Origin of the sequence: Psychrobacillus faecigallinarum (genome assembly GCF_014836595.1) — a bacterium.
GTDB lineage: Bacteria > Bacillota > Bacilli > Bacillales_A > Planococcaceae > Psychrobacillus > Psychrobacillus faecigallinarum.
This window is the reverse complement of the sequence record NZ_JACSQO010000001.1, coordinates 25605-43256: the sequence shown is the minus strand read 5'-3', so window position 1 is coordinate 43256 and position 17652 is coordinate 25605. Positions and strand designations below refer to the sequence as shown.

Genomic DNA, 17652 nt, shown 5'->3' with positions numbered 1-17652 from the left:
TAATATTTAGCACATACACTAATCTCTAAACTGAACCTCAAATAGTGGACACATGAAAAGTGGACCTTTCGGGGTTTTTGTGGTGTTTAGAAGGCAAATCTCGTTATACTATCATTAATAATTATGCGGTAACAGTATCTCAGGGTGGGCACTGCAAATACGCATTAAGTCCTAAACGACTTACACCTGGGTGATGAGGAGTACAATTTAGGACAATGCTAAAGAGAGAACAGTAGAAAACTTTGGAGCAATAACTTAGATTAAGGATAAAATACTATCTTCAAAAACTAAAGTAATAGAAATAACTGAAAAGACTGCCCCACGTCCAGTAAAACAATGAGACTTGATAATATTCAATATCATTATAAATAAAAATTCGTAGGCGAGCTTCTCTTATTTACTCAGATAACAAATGCTAGTGTTTAGGATTTAATATTGCATACATTTGATGGTCTTCCCAGCTTCCGTTTATTTCAACACTTTTTTTTGCTAATCCTTCATTGTGGAAACCAGCTTTTTCTAAAACACGAATAGAACCAATGTTGTCCGGCATTACACCAGCTTCTATTCGATGTAAGTTTAGTTTTTCAAAAGCGTATTCTATAACCAGATTAGTAGCTTCTGTAGTGTAACCTCTACCATTATGTTCTTGGTCTAAGGAATAGCCCAAAAGTGCGCTCTGACGTGGCCCACGGAAAACTTGAAATAATGAGATAGATCCAATAAGAACATCACCGTCGATTTTAAATATACCAAATTGATATCCGATATCCTTTTTTATATTTTCTGCCCATTTTTCAATTAATTCTTTTTGAGTTTCTATAGTCCAGTAATTTTCTGGAAGTGATACAGAATAGTTTTGTTGAAAAGCTCGATTTCTCTTTTCTAAATTTAGTAATTCTTCAGCATCTGAGAGTATAAATGGACGTATATATACATTTAAAGGTTTTGACATCTAATCTTCCTTTCTGTAAGAAATAAACAAAATAAATTATACCATAATGGAAAAAGAAGTAAGACTAATTAATTGATAAGCTTTTTTAGTTGTTATGAATTAGTCACTTAAATGTTTGGTTTAGTTGATTTATTTATAGGAGAATTAAAATCTTTAGCTGCTATAACAAAGCTAGAAAATGCGAATGAAGTAATTCAAAGACAGACTACGAGTATTTAAAGAGAGTCGCGATCCACCAATCTTATTAAATAAAGTAAATAAATTAGTTTATTTGTGCATGGAGTTAGTATGTAAAATATTTACTTACTTATATAAACTAATAATATAATGTGTTTAATAGAAGAGGTGTTTTTTTGAAATCCCACAAATTAATAATACTAATAATGTCTGTAATATCTATATTTTTAATATCTATATTTTTAATGTTTATATATTTATTATTCTTTTATGATGATTCACCAGACGAGTATAAAAAATATGATAGAGGAGTTACTATAGAGGTAAATAATATGAGTAATCAGACTTTGCCTGAACTTAATTTTTTATATACTGACGATATTGAAGTAGGAACAATAAAGGACTTAAAACCAGGGGAAACTATAAAATTGAGTGGGAGTAGTAAGGAGATAAAATTTAGTGATGTAAGTTTATATTTGAATTATTGTATTAATAATGGTGAAAAAAAAGTAGATAGTTTAGCATATATGTATTATAAAAAACCTTACAAAGTTGTTGTTATTATAAATGTTATTGGCATAGACAAAAATGGATTGTTAGAGTATGAGTGGAAAGGTTATAACGATTGGTCCAAATTCGGCCCGGAAATAATGAAGTAGAATGATAGTAACAAATAGTCCTGCTCACTTGAAACGTGGGTGGGGCTTTTTTTATATACTTTTTCATGTACAATAATATAAATGGTATAATTTTCTATTTAAAATAATGTGTCGTGTTTGCTGAAGAAGGTAAAATGTTTTTCTACAATGAAAATAAATAATTAGGAGAATTCAAATGAGAAGATTTTTTCTGTTATTGTTAGCGTCGGTAGTTCTTATGGGATGTACTCAAAATGCGGTAGATGAAGCAAGTTCAAGGTATTTAGAAGGAATAATAATATTTGATGATAAACACTATAATTTGATACATGGATACTATAATTACAAGGATGAAGAGGTAGAAATAAATAAATTGGACCCTTTTTCTCCAATGGAGGCAGCAGATCAATTTGATACTTTAGCTGTCGCTAAGGAGAGTAAAATAGAGATCTTACTTGAAGATAAAGCATCTCATATCACCGTTCATCAGTGGAATGAAAATGGGCTTATTGAGGAAGTCAAATTAAACGAGAATATATTGATGGTTCCAACAGAGGAAGGCTACTATATATATGAAGTAGTAGGAAAATGGAAAAATGGTGAAACTACTTTAGTTTTTGATATCGATGTTAAATAAAAAGTTGTGAAGTTTCTTAAAATCGATGTGCTTTTGTTAAGTATGACCAGCATTAATATTAAAATGCTTTAGTGCCTTAAGAAAATGGAAGGGAATGAACGTTGTGATTCACTTTGCAGAATTAGGAATTTTTTTAATCCAATACTCGCGATAATAATATGTGTATTCAAACCTTGCGGAGACGAGGATAAACATTGCAAAGATGGTTCTAACCTTGCGCAAAAGGAATCCAATGTTGCAGAGAATCCGTAGAAACTTGCAGACCTTGCGGAGACGAGCGTAAACCTTGCGGAGATTAGTTCAAACCTTGCACAAAAGGATTCCAAAGTTGCAGAGATTCGGCAGAACCTTGCCCAATCGTTTGGGATGAATTTGTATATCCACAATGCTAAATCCTTTATAAGATATTATGTTTCAAAAAGCTTTTATCTTTATTTTCGACAATGAATTACAAAGTCCAAGCAGTGCTATTTTTAATTTTAAAAGTTGGTGTACTTTATTCATTTAGTGAGTTGTGTACTAGTAGGAAGTCTTATAGTTTTGTTTAAAATAAGTTGTATTTCGTAAAATTTATGAAATCATTAAGTAAATTCATTTGATGTGTCAACATTATAGGAGGGATATTTAAATGAAAAAATTGTGCTTACTATTTATTAAATTATTAGTAGTTGGAGGATACTCAGATAAAGAGGAAATAGGTCAATTAACTAATAAATATGAGAACAGCTTGATGAGAATCAAAAGGTAATACAAGAGCAACAAAAAGCAATTAAGGATTTGAAAGACGAGATTTAGACATATAAACTAGTTCCACCCACTGACTATAGAACGACCTTACAGGAAACTGATCGTGAGGCTAGGAATATAATACGACTTATCTCAGAAGGCAAATTTGAAGAATTGAAGAGGGAATATAGTGTTGAATTTGAAATTAAAGATGATGCAATAGATTTTGGTGTTCCACAAAACAATCAACCATTTCCAATTGAATTGGCTTCAAATTACATGTATATTGCGAATTTTATTATAGGTACAGATGGAATGGATATAAGCTATTTTTATTTCTAGTCCATACAGTGATAGATACGTATTAATTCATATGTCATTTGAGAAAGACATGAAATTTAAATATATATTTGTAGGAGATGCCTAAATAATCTCACAGAGTTAGTAAATGAAACAGATAAATTGGGATTAACTGAAATAATCTCCTTAACTTCAATTGAAAAATTAAGATAGACTGGACATGATAGCTCTTATCTAGATGTATAACCACTTCGCGAAGTGTGGAATTTTTAAATTATAACTGCTCATATTAAACAATCATACCCAAGTACAGAACATCCACTAAACACCCATTCCTTCAAAATGGGTTTCCTCACCATTTTTAAAAACTTTCAGGTACTCATAGTCCCCTTTGAAATTCAATTTGTAAAACTTATATGTGCCTGCTTCCTCTTCAGAAATAGAACTGTCGTTCAGGTAAATGTTTATCGAATTTTCGTCCGTTTTGATATCTATATCTCCAAAACCTTTTCCATCATCCAAGAAATCTTGATTAAGATACAAAAAGCGTTTATTTTTAGAATCGTTGTATATATAAATACCAGTTCCTGTACCTTTTTCATCATAATCTACAATCTCAATAAAGTTTTTCACATTGTCATTAGTGTTTTCTAAATTAATTTCTGAAATAGTTACTTTATTCTCCCCGCATCCAGTTAAAATGCAGCAAACCATTAAAATTAGTAATAATATTCGCTTCAAACATCTCCAACTCCTTTAATTTTTTTACCGCAACCTTTTCAAAATCTTTTGAAAAACACCAACCAGTGATGGAAAGTGGTTATATTATTTTTATTAATCCTTCAATGTTTCATTCTGTTCATACCTGCTTGCAATTGTTTCTAAATCCAAGGTTTTATAATTTTCCCAATCAACCTCTGCGAAAGTATCAGCTTCAAATCTTATTGCTAATATTTGTTCAAAAGGTTTACTGCCGGATTGGTCATTAAAGGGTCGGGCATACCATTTAATTTCTACAGTATTCACTTCATCTAATTTGGATAATCCTGCTAACATTTCCCCAGTATCCTTTAATAAAGCGTTTTTCGAACCTTCATCAGCATCTTTGTCGTATATTTTAATTAAGTAAATACCCTCATCTTCATATATCTTAAATTCCTCTTTGGTAATGGATATAATAGTAGATTCAATAGCAGTAGGTTCATCACTTCCTTTACCACAAGCAGCTAAAAATAATATTGTTAATAAAACTAATAACTTTTTCAAACAAAAACCTCCTTGTATATATTAACCATAATGGTAATACACGGAAGAAGGGTTGTATAGTCATCTTTTTAATGCATGGGAATTATTGCTTCTGTAACAGTGGGATTTTGGGGGGAGCAAAGTACTGACTAGATGCAGAAATGGCTAAAGGATCTTCTTTTAGAAGTTCTAAAGAGTTGGGAGGCTAGTAGAAATAGCCTAATCTTACTTAAAGAAGAACATTTAAAGACATTAATGACCGCTGAAGGGTTAACTCACATATAAATCCCAGTCTATTAATCTGCTTCAAAGGTTTATGTTCGCTACAAGAAACTAGAGTTTTTAGCTGATTAAGCAAAAAAAGACAAATTCGTTTTCTTTTGAAATTACAAAATCTGCACTCTAAACTAGAAGAAGGGCCGGCTAGGATGACCAGCAGGTGAAACAGTTTCGTTTATCTCTTACGATTATTTATAGGAGGACTTTTCCTTTTATTGACGAATATTGTCATAGGAGGTGTAAAATGGTTGTTTCGGAAACAACATTAAATCCATTAAAAGAGATGATGGATCAAGTGGCCACGCAATTAATTTCTTTTATAATTGTTATGGCAATAGCTTACTTTATTCCTTTATTAATAATTAGGTTAATAAAAGTTCCCTGGTTTTTGGCACATATTATATCAGTTATCATTATGTGTATAGTTACATATTTTGCATTTATGAATATTTTTTTAATGAAATAAATATTAAATGGGTATTGGCGTGAATTGTAGGGGCTTTTTTTATTAATATAGGAATATATCTTTCAATAATGAATGCATAAAGCAAGGAGGAGAGGTTAAAAATGTTATTAGATTACTTACCTGCATTATTAGGAGCATTTGTAAATGCTCTGATTGTTATTTTAATTTTGGATATTTTCCTTAAACTATTGCTTAAGAAAGATAAAAAGACCACATTTTTTTATTCTTATTTGCTTTATATTATTTTAATTAGTCTAATGTCTAATACCGTGCTTTATATTAGTCCTTGGCCATATATAATATCTAGTACAGTTTTCTTTATAATATATATAACGTTTCAAAATTATAAAATGAAAAAGGAACCAAAAGAATTAAAAACTAAAATAAACAATTAATAGGCAAGGCATCCTTAAAACTAAGACAGAAGTTGAGAGTTTAGTTTATTTACCATCTAATAAACAAAGACGGTAGCACTTATTAGATGTGTTAAAGGTAATGGTTGTTTTAAAATACACATTAGGAACCAGTGCTAGCGCCTCTAATTGTATAGTGTTTTTCTTTTTTGAGATAGCTTAAGTACAAATTCATTCCTACCATCTATTCGGTAATGTTGTTTTGGCGTTGAAATTAATTTTGGTTATAATACAGTTAGTTAGAATTAAAAGGTGGTGCTTATAGTTGGAGAATCTAAAACGATTGTCTGATGCTTCATATACTCATGCAAAGCCAGTAGTTGGAAAGGCGATACTTTGCGTGGGGCGAGAAATTTCATCTTATCGCTAAGTTTTTCTAATCAATTGGCTTTGCCCCTTATTCCAATTTATAATAAGGAGCGAGCAAAATTGAAGTATGTAAATGCACAACAGGTCTTACCTGAAAAACTAATTGTAGAAATTCAAAAATATGTGCAGGGGGAGACATTGTATATCCCCAAGATGGAAAATGATTATCAAAAATGGGGAACAATTAGCGGCAGCAGGCAGCGTTTGGATAGCCGAAATACAGCAATTCGAAATGCTTTTGCTAGTGGTATTCGAATCGAGCAATTAGCTCAGGAATATCATCTTTCCGATGAAACGATAAAAAAAATTGTTTACTCACATAAGAAATAAAGTATACCCCATGTAGCTATTACATGGGGTGTTTGTATGTATAAAACGTTTCTAACCGATTCTTGGTCTATTAGTGAAGTCTTTTTTCTTTTAAAATAGATATAATCAACTGTGTAGGAGCGATTTAATATGATAGAAAAATTTATAAAAAATGAGCAGTTCAATTTTATTCGAAAGCAAGTAGCCTGGATTAAGGATAGTACGAAGCAACATTTACCACCGGGGGTACTAGCCTCTGTTTACGAGTTATCCAATGAAAAAATCTCTAACTGTGTGACAGCTTTGACGCCAGAGCAAAAAGAGCTAATGGATTTTTCAAGTTTTAAAACAGTAGAAGCATATGAGCAGGCACTGGAGCAATTACCTAATTATTTATTGGCATTCCCAACAATTAGCGAGCAACAATTGAAAAAGCTATTTCCGAAAAGTAAAAAATTAAAGCTCCCGGATCTTTCGAATATAGATTTACATCGCTTAACGTATTTAAGCTGGAACGATAGTCGGTCAAATAAAAAATATATATTGTATAAGCTAGATAGCCAATTGGTTGGAATCGAATGTTCATTTTCACCATCTACAAAGAAAAACATTTGCTCGATTTGTCATTGTCATGGGGAAGTCACACATTTTTCTACGATCACAAAAGCAAAAAAGGTCAACAATCCAGATTATTATAAGTCTATTGGTAATTTAATTTGTGTGAATAGTACCGAATGTAATAAAAATATTACGGATGTTAGTTATTTGGAAGAGTTTTTGCGAGAGTCATTGAAAAAATAAATAGTTTGTAAAGCTAAAAAGAGTTATACAAAGGGGGTTTTTATCATTTCTAACAAAGATAAACCTACGATTATGATATTAGGAACGTTTCATATGAGATATACACCAGATTTATATCGTATGGAGTTTGATGATTAATTTTCGAGCCGAGACTTTTTAAATCTATAGATGAAAAATATCGTTCCAATAATCTTACCAATATTGGAGATAAAAGTATTTATGAAGTCATTAAAGAATTAAACCAAAACCATAATGTAGAGAAACAGCAAGAAATGTATATGGCAGTTGCTAGGATTGGTAAGGGTGAGGAATATATAGGCATAGATTGGATCAGATGGTGGTATCAAAGGAATTTAATTATTTATTATAATTTAACGAAAATTACAAAGTTACCTTCGGATAAAACTCTGTTAGTCATTGGTTCTGCTCATGTTCATTTGATATCTCAATTTTTAAAAGAGAGTCGTTTGTACGAAGTACAAAATGTTAGTGATTATCTTTTATGAATTATAATTTGTAATTTCATGGTCTATTTATTTTAGAATAGTAAATCACTTACATTAATAAATTTTTATTAAATAGATTTACTTGCATATTATATTGTTTTACTTTAAAGGGGTATGCTTTTTCTAATTGAACTACAGAAGTAGTTTATTTAAAGAAGGTATCCCTTTTTTTGCACGTTGCTAAAACATGGAGAATCAAATAGCTAAATCATTACGGGATCCATTTTTACTAATATTATTTATATAACTTTGAATTTGATTTAAAAATTTTACTTTATACATACTATTTTTATTAATTTTGTTATCTTGCTATTACATTCTAAACATCTTATTTTTTCTATTTATGAGGTTAGAGTGTTTAAATTCAAAATGAATTAGAGAAGCGAGGATTTGCAAAGCTTCCAGCAATATTAACAAAAGAGGAATGCGACTTCATCATAAAACTTTATAGTGAAGAGAAGTCATACAGGACAACAATCAATATGACAAGATATCGTTTTGGGAAGGGGGAATACTACAAACATACCAGTCTGAGTATACTATGCTGAAGAATTGTAGTTTGATGTGGTTGTATCTTTCAACGAAGCAGCCTTAGATACGGTTGGCATAATTGCAAATATTTTTAATGTTAAAGACTTTTCTTTCAAAGCTAATATGATAACCGACAATAAAGACATGATGCATGATATTATAGTAGGCAGAGACTTTTCGATAGATTCGAAAGTTTGTAACAACATAAAAGATATCGAAATTTGGAGCTAAAGAGGTGGAGTCACGCATGAAATTAAATAATCAAATTAATACTTTGAAGTTAAATCGTTTTATGAAAACTGAAAATGAAATTCTGTTATTTGAAGAAGCATTAGAAGAAATAGGAAAAACAGATGATTATCATATAATTGCAAAGTTGATTGAAGTATTAGAGGATGACACAGAACATGAAGAAGTAATGTGGGGGCTTGTACACACAATAGAATATTTAAGTGAATTTTCTCCAAAAGAAGGTTTAAAATCACTAATAAATGCCATTCCAGATAACATTGAAAAATGTAGAGGGTGGTTAGAAATATTGCATTTTAGGATTTTAAACCATGATGAATATAGGAAACTATATGGACAAGCATTAAAAGAGATTGATGCTCAAAATCAGAAGATTGTATTGAACTTATTAAATGATATCAAGAACGAAGCCCCTGATAAATTTGGAGTCAAAGTTGAAGAGATAAAAATAATCTTGTTGTACTAACACTGCCCTTGATTTTAAAAGAATACTGCCCTGTTTGTTGAACTTATTAAACTAACTGGTGCTTTAGCTAAATATCTATTGTCTAGAACATCAAGAAAAGACATGCATTCATTTAAATCCTCTACTTTTTATTGATCTTTCGTTAAGTTATAAAATATTGTAATACTTATTATTCCCATGATACCCATCATTAAAGTTAAAACTATAGCAGGCAACCAACTACTAATAATCATAAAGATTCCAGCTGTACTAATCCCGATAATGGAGGATATTTCATAAAATGCTAGATAAGTACTACGTGATTCGTTTGGTACAAGATTAGCTAATAGAGTTTGTTTAATCGGCATATACATTATTTCACCAATGGAAGCAAGTAGCATTGCTAATATTAGTATAAATGGAGTTGTGTTAAAGCTAATCACAACATATCCTACAAAAAAGAAAAGAAGACCTATGAGGAGAATACTTCGATCCTTGAACTTTTGCATGACTTTACCGATAATAACTGTCAAAAATACAACAAGAAGGGTGTTTTCTGCTTTTAATAATCCTAAAAGATTCGCTCCATCAATTTCCCATGAAAAGTTAATAAAAAAAGGGACTGGATTCTTAATTTCTTTGGTAAGTCGAACGCCTATATAATTTGTCAATTGCTCTTCCACGGAGATTATAAAAAGGCTAGCGATGGAAAAAATGGTGAAGGCCCGTTGAGAAAATATAATTCTATAGGAATGAATAATTCTTTTAACACTAGAATTAGTTTTCTCATGGTTCGCTTCTATGTTAGGGGTATAAGTTTCCTGTATAAAGAAAAAGGTGATGAATACAGAGATTAAAGTACATAGTGCTACTCCCAAAAATAAATAAAATGGATAATCAAAAAATAAAAATGCGCCTATTAAACTACCAATAGCAATAGCAGTATTACGAATCCAATATGAATAAGTATAAACAGTTCTTCGATCTTCAGGAGAGGTTATATCGATGATTAAAGCTTGATATACTGGCAAAGATGATCCAGAGCTAAATTGAATAAATAGAAAAAACACAAAGGTGACGTAGGGTGATAAATACCAAGGTGAATTGGCAAATGCAACACCTATAAATCCTAAAAAAATTATAAGTTCAGCATAAAGAATAACTTTTTTTCGACCAATTCTGTCGGAAATGAATCCACCCAACAGTGAACCAATTACATTAGCAAACATAACAAATAAAAATAATATACCAGTAACCAAGGTACCTACCTGATGAGAAAGATAAATTATCAAATAAGGTATCACAGCCATGGTAGCTAAAGATGTAATAAATAATAGAAGCAAACGAATGCGAATTGTCAGATGAAATTTATTGAAGCTCATTTTTTTATCTCCTTTATTGTTGATTGATTAATCAATCGTTAATATGTTAAAAAGAATCTATTTGGAATTAACTCCAAATAGATGAATTGTTGAGGGTATAAAGCGATCCCACATAATGCTAGATACATTGTCTGTTGTATTTAAGCGAATACCGATTAAAAGACTAGTGTAAAGAGTAGCGACTATATAAGGATCTTGTTGTATAAATAGATTATTCTTTTGCCCGTTTTTGATTAATAGAATGACTTTTGCTTTAAATTCATCATGAAAGGCATCTAGTTTCTCAAATACTCTAGGGAATCGCTGATGCTGACCAACAACCTGAACAACCAATCCAAGATAGTTATTGATACCTGCATAGAGTCTAATATGAGTTTTTATCATATTTTCTAACTCATTTAAAAGGTCTTTTGCATCTGGATTAAATGCTAATACCTGGTTTGATAATTCCTCGAGTGGTTCTACAACAACAGTATAAAAGAGTTCTTCCTTATCTTTAAAATAAGTAAACACACTGCCAAAGCTAACCTTTGCAGCTTCAGCAACTTTTTTTATAGTTGTTCCCTCATATCCTTCCGTTGCAAAAAGGTAAGTAGCGGAATCTAATATTATTTGTCTTCTAGTCTGCATATTCAGTATTTGTTTTTCAGATAAAGGCATTATACTCCTCCTTAATGAATGATTAATCAATCGTCTGTTGTTAATATTATCTCTCTTTTTAATAGATGTAAAGTATTTTATTGCAAATTTTAACAAAGGTATTTGGATTGGAATATTTCTTAGTACCCATTTTCTTACTGAACGGACGGAACAGTTTAGTTCAACAAGAAGGTTGTGAATTTGAAAGGACATCGAAGTAGTTATAAGAAAAGTATTCAAGTAATGGGTTAATTGAATAAAAAGTTAAGGTCACCATCAAGTAAATCACTAGAGTGGAGTGTGGTTAATTGATTCTTGTGGTACCAACTTTAAGTGGAAAGTGATTTATTAATAGACTTAGGGTATGGTGAAAGAAACAGAATGATTTCTATTCACTCTGATTTTTATTAAAATGATGAAATGTTGCATTCTTTGGCAACACACTTTTAATCATTTTAATTTCATTTTCATTAGGATTCTCTATATTAATTTCAGAACCCCAATGTGAAGATTCAAAGAATAAATTGCCCTTAAATTTTAAAAGGATCGAAAACCATTTTACTTCTCCGTGATTATTTAAACTATCTTTTAAAATATAGTTAATTAGGTTATGATTTATATCCCCAACAAAACTAACCATTTTTAAACGGTCTAAACAAATTTTTTTTAGATCCGTTTTCAAACTTAATTCTTTAATAGTTTCAACTTCTTCGTTCCATAAATGAAATTCTATAGAGTCTGCAGATTTTATAAAATATTTAATGAAAGAAAACCAATATTTATAATCTTGCGTGCCATTTTCTTCTGAAAAATTTACATAGATAAAAAAATTATTCTCCATCTAATCCCACCTCATATTTTTAAGTTACTTAATGTACCATTCAATATCCTCTAGTTCCCTTTAGAGGTTGCTCCATAATCTGGCCATTAGTTTAATAATAAAGGCTCTAATTCTTCCATAGATTTATTTAAGTCAGCCAAGTTAATAATTGTTATCCAAGAGCATTAAAAATTTGGAACAATATCAATGGCAGTTAATTTCTTAACAAAAATATGACAATTTAACATAGCCAAATATTAAAAAAAAGTAAGATACAGCTTGCCCTGCCACTAAATGTAGTGGGCTTTTTTTATTTTCTAATTCATGTACAAAAATAATAAATGGTATAATTTACTATTATAGGAAACTAAAAGTTATAATTGAACATAATATAAAAAAAGCATTAAAAATTATTTGCACTTCTACCGATTTTTAATCTAAATGAAAGAGGATTGGTTTAATGCCTTTAGATGATAAAAAACTAAGACAGAAAATAATTCAAAGAAATTACAGAAAGGTTCTAAACCATAAAAGAAAGGTTAATCACAATAATAAAGGAGAAATACTAATTGTTTCAATCATTCTCTTCTTATACGTATTATATAACGTTGTAACAGGTCCCGGCTTATGAGTGATTGTTTAATACTGATATTGAATTTTATTTAAAGATGATGTAGACCTTTATGGGAAATATTTGTTTAATGAAAGGAGAAGATGAGTTACAGAAAAAAAAAGTTAAGCATGCCATCTCATTTAATAGACAACTCAAAGCGCTTTTAAAGTTAAATGCATGTAGGGAGGATATAATGAATAAGAATAATTTTCTAGAGATGATTGAACAATCAAATATTAATAATCATAAAAAGTATTTATCTCAAGTGTTGAGGCCAGCCTTTGATATAGTTAGGAATACAGATACTGAACTTCGAATGGGCGGCAGTCGTTTTGGAGGAGCACCTGATTTACCAATTGGTAGCGAATGGCCGATGTATGAGAAGAAACCGTATCGCTTCCTTGGCCAAATCAATTTTACAGAAATCACTTCAACTGAAAGAGGTCTGCCATCGAAAGGATTACTAAGTCTTTTTGTAGCAAATGACAATTATGAGGATGTTTATCTAGAAGCCTTTGAGGACGGATATATTCATGGTATCTATATTCCAGAAACAAACAATCTAGAGACGTTAATGCCTCCTCATTCAGATACTGGAAAGACCACAGTGATTGAGTTTTTTCCGACTATTGATATTCCTTATGATGAATACCAGATGAAGGACTGGCCTTTCGATGAAGTTGAGAGCGACATATACACTGAAATCCGGGATTCACTACATAAAAGTTCGGACTATCTTCTAGGTTACCCTTCTCATTATACACTAGCATATGATCCAACACCTGGGTCAGAATGGATCCCACTATTAACAGTTGATTCAGATGAAAGTCTTGAGTGGTGTTGGCATGACGGCGATAAATTAATGATATTTATTGAAAAAGAACGACTAAATAATTTAGACTTTAGTAGGCTAAAGTCAGATGCAGGCTAAAGAGAAATATATATGTAGATCTAGTGTCTTCTAATACTTTTGCTCTTTTTATAATATTTTTACACCTGTTGCTAAAAAATTATTCCAATTTATACTATTGACGGTTTAAATTAAACTTGTTATCATTCTCCTAATGTTTTTAAAAGAATAGATATACCTTGTATAATTTCAAGAATACGGCTTGAAAGTTTCTACCAGCTACCAATAAATAGCTTGTCTACAAGGAATGGGAAATTAATGATGTTTTTTATTCCATTTTTTGTAGAAAAGCTTTGGCCAATTAGTGGTCAAAGCTTTTTTTATATTAAGAGGATAATAAAATGATTTGGTTGGAAAACTAAATTCGAAGTCATTCCCTTTCAATTCTTAATTATAGGAAATAGGAGATTACAACAACATGAGAAACTTTTTTAAATTTACAGAACGGAACACTTCCTATAAGCAGGAATCACTCGCAGGGATAACGACCTTCCTATCTATCGCTTATATATTAGTCGTAAATCCTATTATTCTAAGCCAATCTGGGATGGATAGTGGAGCTGTATTCACGGCAACTGCTCTTACTGCAATCATCGGAACACTACTTATGGGTTTACTTGCTAACTATCCAATCGCAATTGCACCTAGTATGGGATTGAATTCATTTTTCACTTTTTCTGTCTGTATTGGGATGGGAATAGAATGGCAAGTCGCTTTGACTGGTGTTTTTGTTGCGGGAATCATTTTTATGCTATTGAGTTTAATGAAAATCCGTGAGAAAATCATCAATATCATTCCACTGGATTTAAAATATGCAATAGCTTCTGGAATTGGTTTCTTCATCACATTTATTGGGCTAAAAAATGGAGGAATTATTACTGGCAATCCAGATACATTTGTTTCCATCGGAGATTTAACTTCACCTATGACCCTACTAGCAATTATTAGTCTTATCCTTACTATTGTTATGTTAGTTCGTGGAATAAGGGGCGGAATTTTCTACGGGATGGTCATTACAACGATTATTGGTATGATTTTTGGATTAATTGATGTTCCTTCATCCATCGTTGGAAGTATACCGAGCATTAAACCGACATTTGGGGTTGTATTTTATCATTTAGATGAGATTTTTACACCAGAAATACTGACAGTTATTTTCACTTTTTTAATCGTTGCCTTTTTTGATACAGCTGGCGCATTAATTGCACTTACTAGTCAAGCAGGAATGATGAAAGGTAACACGATTCCAAATATCGGAAAAGGTCTACTTGCTGATTCTTCTGCTGGTGCAATTGGCGCTATTTTAGGTACATCGACACCTGCTACGAGTGTTGAATCTTCCGCTGGTATTGCTGTCGGAGGAAGAACAGGCTTTACGTCTGTCGTGATTGCAGCTTGTTTTGTAATTGCTTTATTCTTTTCACCACTAGTTGCAGTTATTTCAGTCGAGGTTACAGCAGCTGCATTAATTATTGTAGGCGCATTAATGGCAATGGAGATCAGTAAAATAAACTGGACTAAATTAGAAGTTGTCATTCCATCATTTTTAACAATTATTATGATGCCTCTTACTTCTAGTGTGGCAATTGGAATCGGATTGGGTTTTGTTCTTTATCCAATTTGTTTAGTAGCACAAAAGCGTTATAAAGAAGTTCATCCAATTATGTATATACTTTGTTTATTATTCATTTTATACTTTGCTTTTATCGTATAGGAAGAGAATTAGAGGACTGTGAGAATACAGTATCTGGGTAATTAAATTAAAAGAGACATAGATTAGTTCAGCTAATTTATGTCTTTTTTATCTCATAAAATACTTAGGTACCTTACTATATGAACATAGCGTCCATATTTTGCTCACACACTACTTTCGATACATCACGAACTCTAGTCACACTTAAACCTTGTATTTAGTAGAATAGATGTTATTGTATTATAAATACTAAAACTAATGCCTCGATAAATATTTACAATTTAAAGATTAAGGAGAATCACATGAGCTGGAGCAAATTGAAGAAAAAATTGGAGAGTTATCTCTGTCCTGCATTATATGGAAGGGTTGAATACAGTGCAAGCAGCTACCGTTATTTACCTGATAAATCCGGACTTTGTTATATTACGGTAGATAGAAAGAATGTACTGAATATGAGTGATAAAACTAACATAATCAAATGGTATCTGAATGAGCAGGAAATTAAAAATGATTCAACTATCCAAATACCTATCAACATTGAGGAAATTGAAACGGTAAAAAAAGAAAGCAATGGTATAATTCCGGAAGATCGTTTACAAGTAATTGCAAGGGGTAGAAAATTATCAGAATATGCAAAGGAGCTTTTGTCAGCGCAGTCATCATTAAGCAAATCAAATTTTGTAATTGTAGCTAATAAGTTTTTATCCACTTCTATAGAGGAAAGCATAGAGAGTAATGATATATTATTGAATGTTCTTGCTTTGGTAGACAGACGGCTTGGCAAAAAACGAATTTTAAACATGTCGGAGAAGATGAAGTTAAAACACCCAATTGTGCAGTATTTTTATGAATTACGGCTCAGTACGTTATAGATAAATAACGTGAAAGTATGCCACAATCAAATGGAATAAACCAAAACCAAGAAAAATATGCTTACATTAAAGAGTTTCTTACCTTATTGAGTAAGAAACTCTTTAATGTTTTTGCGTCGTACTATGGTTTAAGCTCCGAATACCCACTACGAACTTAGTAAAACCTTATTTCACTTATGGGCTTCTGCACATTTCAGACAAACTACCTGCTGAAATACAGTAAATCTTAAAATTTACTATTATCAATAGGCTAACAATAATGTTAGTCTATACTAGTTCCGAAATTTTTAGAATGAACAATATGAAACTATAATAGGAGAGTCCTAAAGTGAAAAAGAAAATGAAATATTTAATTATACTTTTAACGGCCATCTTAATGGTTGGTTGTACAAACGTAGAAGACGCAGCCATTTCAGATGTAACAATTCCTCAAGACATACCCACAGAATCAAATATAAATAGTGAAAAAGAAGAAACTACCCCTACTGTTGTGGAACCAGTAATTGAAGAAATATCAACACAACCAAAAGAGAATCTTTTTTCAGGATACAAACTTATCGAAGTTGATGGGGGGGATTTGTCCGGACATCGTGAATCTTACGTGGTCGTTGACATTGGTTACGGGGAACGTGAATATTGGGCATTTACGAATGAACACGGGCAGCTAGTACGTGTCATTGCTGAAGAAATCACTCTACAAGATGACAGTATCGAGCCTGTATTATCGTCTGGCAGATACTACTCTGATGAGGCTAAGGTGCCGGGTGTAGAAAGTGACTTTTTAGATGAAGGACATATCATTGCTGATTCTCTCGGAGGGGTATCTAATGCTTATAATATTACCCCACAAGAAAGTACACTTAACCGACATGGTGATCAAGCGTATATGGAAGATGCAATTCGTAAAGCGGGTGGAGCTACTAATTTTGTAGCAATTATCACATATCCTAATACAGAAACGCAGATTCCCTCAAGCTATCAGTATACCTATACGATAATGGGTAACGAGATCGTTGATACATTTGACAATGTGAACCCTGATGAAGTAAATGCATCCCTTGGTTTAACAGAGAGTGAACCTTCCAGTTCAACCAGTTCCAACACAAACGAAGATATTACCAGTGTGGATACAAACGGTAATGGACAGGTAACCATTAAAGAAGCAAAAGCAGCAGGGTTTAGTATGCCAATCACCAGTGATCATTGGTTATACCCATATATGCATGATAATGATAAGGACGGTATGGTAGGTGAGTAAGTTCTTAGAGCTAAAATAGTGACTCATGTGTTTTAATGTAAAAATATAAAAGAGCACTATATTTTTATAAGTGCCCTAAGTGTTAAATTTTATAGAAATGGCTTTCTTTATTGAACACAGAAGATTTAAGCAAAAGCGCAGGTATTTTTCTACTTCTGTTTTTGGATAGAAACTTCGCATAGAAATTATTAAGCGAATGAAGTGCTTTATATATTCAATAAAGATTAGATACTGTTCCATTGTTCACTCTAAATTAGCAATTAACATTCGACTTTGTGAAAAAAAATTATAAAGTAATGGGTACTCTAGCAAAGCATGGCCATCTTTCAATGTCAAAAATGCTTAGATGCAGAGGGTTTTATTAAAATGAAATCATAACTTATAATCATTTATGGAGCTCTAAACTTAAGAAACTTTAA

Annotated in this window: 18 protein-coding genes, 1 pseudogene and 1 riboswitch; of the genes and pseudogenes, 13 read left to right on the top strand and 6 right to left on the bottom strand. The window is 31.5% G+C overall.

Translation table 11 applies throughout. The features are described from left to right. Positions 1 to 415: 415 nt before the first annotated feature. A complete protein-coding gene (locus tag H9650_RS00270) occupies positions 416 to 955 on the bottom strand; it encodes a GNAT family N-acetyltransferase (protein ID WP_191696321.1) in 540 nt (179 codons plus the stop codon). Positions 956 to 1308: 353 nt separating this feature from the next. On the opposite strand from H9650_RS00270, the gene H9650_RS00265 reads away from it, so the two are divergent. Continuing rightward, positions 1309 to 1791, top strand: coding sequence for a hypothetical protein (locus H9650_RS00265; protein WP_191696320.1), 483 nt, complete (start codon positions 1309 to 1311; stop codon positions 1789 to 1791). A 175-nt stretch (positions 1792 to 1966) separates the two neighbouring features. After that, complete coding sequence (locus H9650_RS00260) at positions 1967 to 2407, top strand: hypothetical protein (protein ID WP_144538199.1); 441 nt, start codon at positions 1967 to 1969, stop codon at positions 2405 to 2407. Between the two features lie 1347 nt (positions 2408 to 3754). On the opposite strand, the gene H9650_RS00255 is transcribed toward H9650_RS00260, so the two are convergent. Further along, complete coding sequence (locus H9650_RS00255) at positions 3755 to 4174, bottom strand: hypothetical protein (RefSeq protein WP_191696319.1); 420 nt, start codon at positions 4172 to 4174, stop codon at positions 3755 to 3757. A gap of 93 nt (positions 4175 to 4267) precedes the next feature. Beyond that, positions 4268 to 4699, bottom strand: a complete 432-nt coding sequence (locus tag H9650_RS00250) for a hypothetical protein (RefSeq protein WP_191696318.1) — start codon at positions 4697 to 4699, stop codon at positions 4268 to 4270. A gap of 502 nt (positions 4700 to 5201) precedes the next feature. Here H9650_RS00250 and H9650_RS00245 point away from each other — a divergent pair. The 7 genes and pseudogenes from H9650_RS00245 to H9650_RS00220 all read left to right on the top strand — a co-directional run bounded on the left by H9650_RS00245 (position 5202) and on the right by H9650_RS00220 (position 9067). Continuing rightward, positions 5202 to 5423: a hypothetical protein gene (locus tag H9650_RS00245; protein ID WP_191696317.1), complete on the top strand. Its 222-nt coding sequence runs from the start codon at positions 5202 to 5204 to the stop codon at positions 5421 to 5423. Positions 5424 to 5524: 101 nt separating this feature from the next. After that, positions 5525 to 5818 carry a hypothetical protein gene (locus tag H9650_RS00240; protein WP_191696316.1) on the top strand — a complete coding sequence of 98 codons (294 nt, stop codon included), beginning with the start codon at positions 5525 to 5527 and terminating at the stop codon, positions 5816 to 5818. A 447-nt stretch (positions 5819 to 6265) separates the two neighbouring features. After that, positions 6266 to 6535 carry a CD3324 family protein gene (locus H9650_RS00235; protein ID WP_154311023.1) on the top strand — a complete coding sequence of 90 codons (270 nt, stop codon included), beginning with the start codon at positions 6266 to 6268 and terminating at the stop codon, positions 6533 to 6535. Positions 6536 to 6664: 129 nt separating this feature from the next. Next, entirely contained in the window at positions 6665 to 7315 is a 651-nt protein-coding gene (locus H9650_RS00230) for a FusB/FusC family EF-G-binding protein (RefSeq protein WP_191696315.1), read from the top strand. A 137-nt stretch (positions 7316 to 7452) separates the two neighbouring features. Continuing rightward, a complete protein-coding gene (locus H9650_RS00225) occupies positions 7453 to 7821 on the top strand; it encodes a DUF5694 domain-containing protein (RefSeq protein WP_318245387.1) in 369 nt (122 codons plus the stop codon). A gap of 510 nt (positions 7822 to 8331) precedes the next feature. Beyond that, a pseudogene (locus H9650_RS20325) lies at positions 8332 to 8568 on the top strand (ATP-grasp domain-containing protein); the annotation flags it as partial. 31 nt (positions 8569 to 8599) lie between these two features. After that, positions 8600 to 9067: an Imm30 family immunity protein gene (locus H9650_RS00220; RefSeq protein ID WP_144538206.1), complete on the top strand. Its 468-nt coding sequence runs from the start codon at positions 8600 to 8602 to the stop codon at positions 9065 to 9067. 128 nt (positions 9068 to 9195) lie between these two features. Here the strand turns inward: H9650_RS00220 and H9650_RS00215 are convergent, their stop codons facing one another. The 3 genes from H9650_RS00215 to H9650_RS00205 all read right to left on the bottom strand — a co-directional run bounded on the left by H9650_RS00215 (position 9196) and on the right by H9650_RS00205 (position 11908). Then, positions 9196 to 10428 (bottom strand): MFS transporter, encoded by a 1233-nt coding sequence (locus H9650_RS00215; RefSeq protein ID WP_191696314.1) that lies wholly within the window; start codon positions 10426 to 10428, stop codon positions 9196 to 9198. A 57-nt stretch (positions 10429 to 10485) separates the two neighbouring features. Then, positions 10486 to 11088 (bottom strand): TetR/AcrR family transcriptional regulator, encoded by a 603-nt coding sequence (locus H9650_RS00210; protein ID WP_191696313.1) that lies wholly within the window; start codon positions 11086 to 11088, stop codon positions 10486 to 10488. Positions 11089 to 11455: 367 nt separating this feature from the next. Further along, on the bottom strand, positions 11456 to 11908 hold the full coding sequence (locus H9650_RS00205; protein ID WP_191696312.1) for a hypothetical protein: 453 nt from the start codon (positions 11906 to 11908) through the stop codon (positions 11456 to 11458). Between the two features lie 785 nt (positions 11909 to 12693). Here H9650_RS00205 and H9650_RS00200 point away from each other — a divergent pair. The 4 genes from H9650_RS00200 to H9650_RS00185 all read left to right on the top strand — a co-directional run bounded on the left by H9650_RS00200 (position 12694) and on the right by H9650_RS00185 (position 17233). Further along, positions 12694 to 13431, top strand: coding sequence for a YwqG family protein (locus tag H9650_RS00200; RefSeq protein ID WP_225215841.1), 738 nt, complete (start codon positions 12694 to 12696; stop codon positions 13429 to 13431). A gap of 138 nt (positions 13432 to 13569) precedes the next feature. Continuing rightward, positions 13570 to 13671, top strand: a riboswitch (purine riboswitch). A gap of 157 nt (positions 13672 to 13828) precedes the next feature. Further along, positions 13829 to 15124: an NCS2 family permease gene (locus H9650_RS00195; RefSeq protein WP_191696311.1), complete on the top strand. Its 1296-nt coding sequence runs from the start codon at positions 13829 to 13831 to the stop codon at positions 15122 to 15124. Positions 15125 to 15405: 281 nt separating this feature from the next. Beyond that, the gene (locus tag H9650_RS00190) at positions 15406 to 15975 is read left to right on the top strand and encodes an SF0329 family protein (RefSeq protein WP_191696310.1); all 570 of its coding nucleotides are present in this window, start codon (positions 15406 to 15408) and stop codon (positions 15973 to 15975) included. A 328-nt stretch (positions 15976 to 16303) separates the two neighbouring features. Continuing rightward, positions 16304 to 17233 carry a DNA/RNA non-specific endonuclease gene (locus H9650_RS00185; RefSeq protein ID WP_229654100.1) on the top strand — a complete coding sequence of 310 codons (930 nt, stop codon included), beginning with the start codon at positions 16304 to 16306 and terminating at the stop codon, positions 17231 to 17233. Positions 17234 to 17652 lie beyond the last annotated feature (419 nt).

Coding starts and splice junctions, on each gene's coding strand:
- H9650_RS00270 (WP_191696321.1), bottom strand. CDS start 955: ATGTCAAAACCTTTAAATGTATATATACGTCCATTTATACTCTCAGAT.
- H9650_RS00260 (WP_144538199.1), top strand. CDS start 1,967: ATGAGAAGATTTTTTCTGTTATTGTTAGCGTCGGTAGTTCTTATGGGA.
- H9650_RS00245 (WP_191696317.1), top strand. CDS start 5,202: ATGGTTGTTTCGGAAACAACATTAAATCCATTAAAAGAGATGATGGAT.
- H9650_RS00240 (WP_191696316.1), top strand. CDS start 5,525: ATGTTATTAGATTACTTACCTGCATTATTAGGAGCATTTGTAAATGCT.
- H9650_RS00230 (WP_191696315.1), top strand. CDS start 6,665: ATGATAGAAAAATTTATAAAAAATGAGCAGTTCAATTTTATTCGAAAG.
- H9650_RS00220 (WP_144538206.1), top strand. CDS start 8,600: ATGAAATTAAATAATCAAATTAATACTTTGAAGTTAAATCGTTTTATG.
- H9650_RS00215 (WP_191696314.1), bottom strand. CDS start 10,428: ATGAGCTTCAATAAATTTCATCTGACAATTCGCATTCGTTTGCTTCTA.
- H9650_RS00210 (WP_191696313.1), bottom strand. CDS start 11,088: ATGCCTTTATCTGAAAAACAAATACTGAATATGCAGACTAGAAGACAA.
- H9650_RS00205 (WP_191696312.1), bottom strand. CDS start 11,908: ATGGAGAATAATTTTTTTATCTATGTAAATTTTTCAGAAGAAAATGGC.
- H9650_RS00200 (WP_225215841.1), top strand. CDS start 12,694: ATGAATAAGAATAATTTTCTAGAGATGATTGAACAATCAAATATTAAT.
- H9650_RS00195 (WP_191696311.1), top strand. CDS start 13,829: ATGAGAAACTTTTTTAAATTTACAGAACGGAACACTTCCTATAAGCAG.
- H9650_RS00190 (WP_191696310.1), top strand. CDS start 15,406: ATGAGCTGGAGCAAATTGAAGAAAAAATTGGAGAGTTATCTCTGTCCT.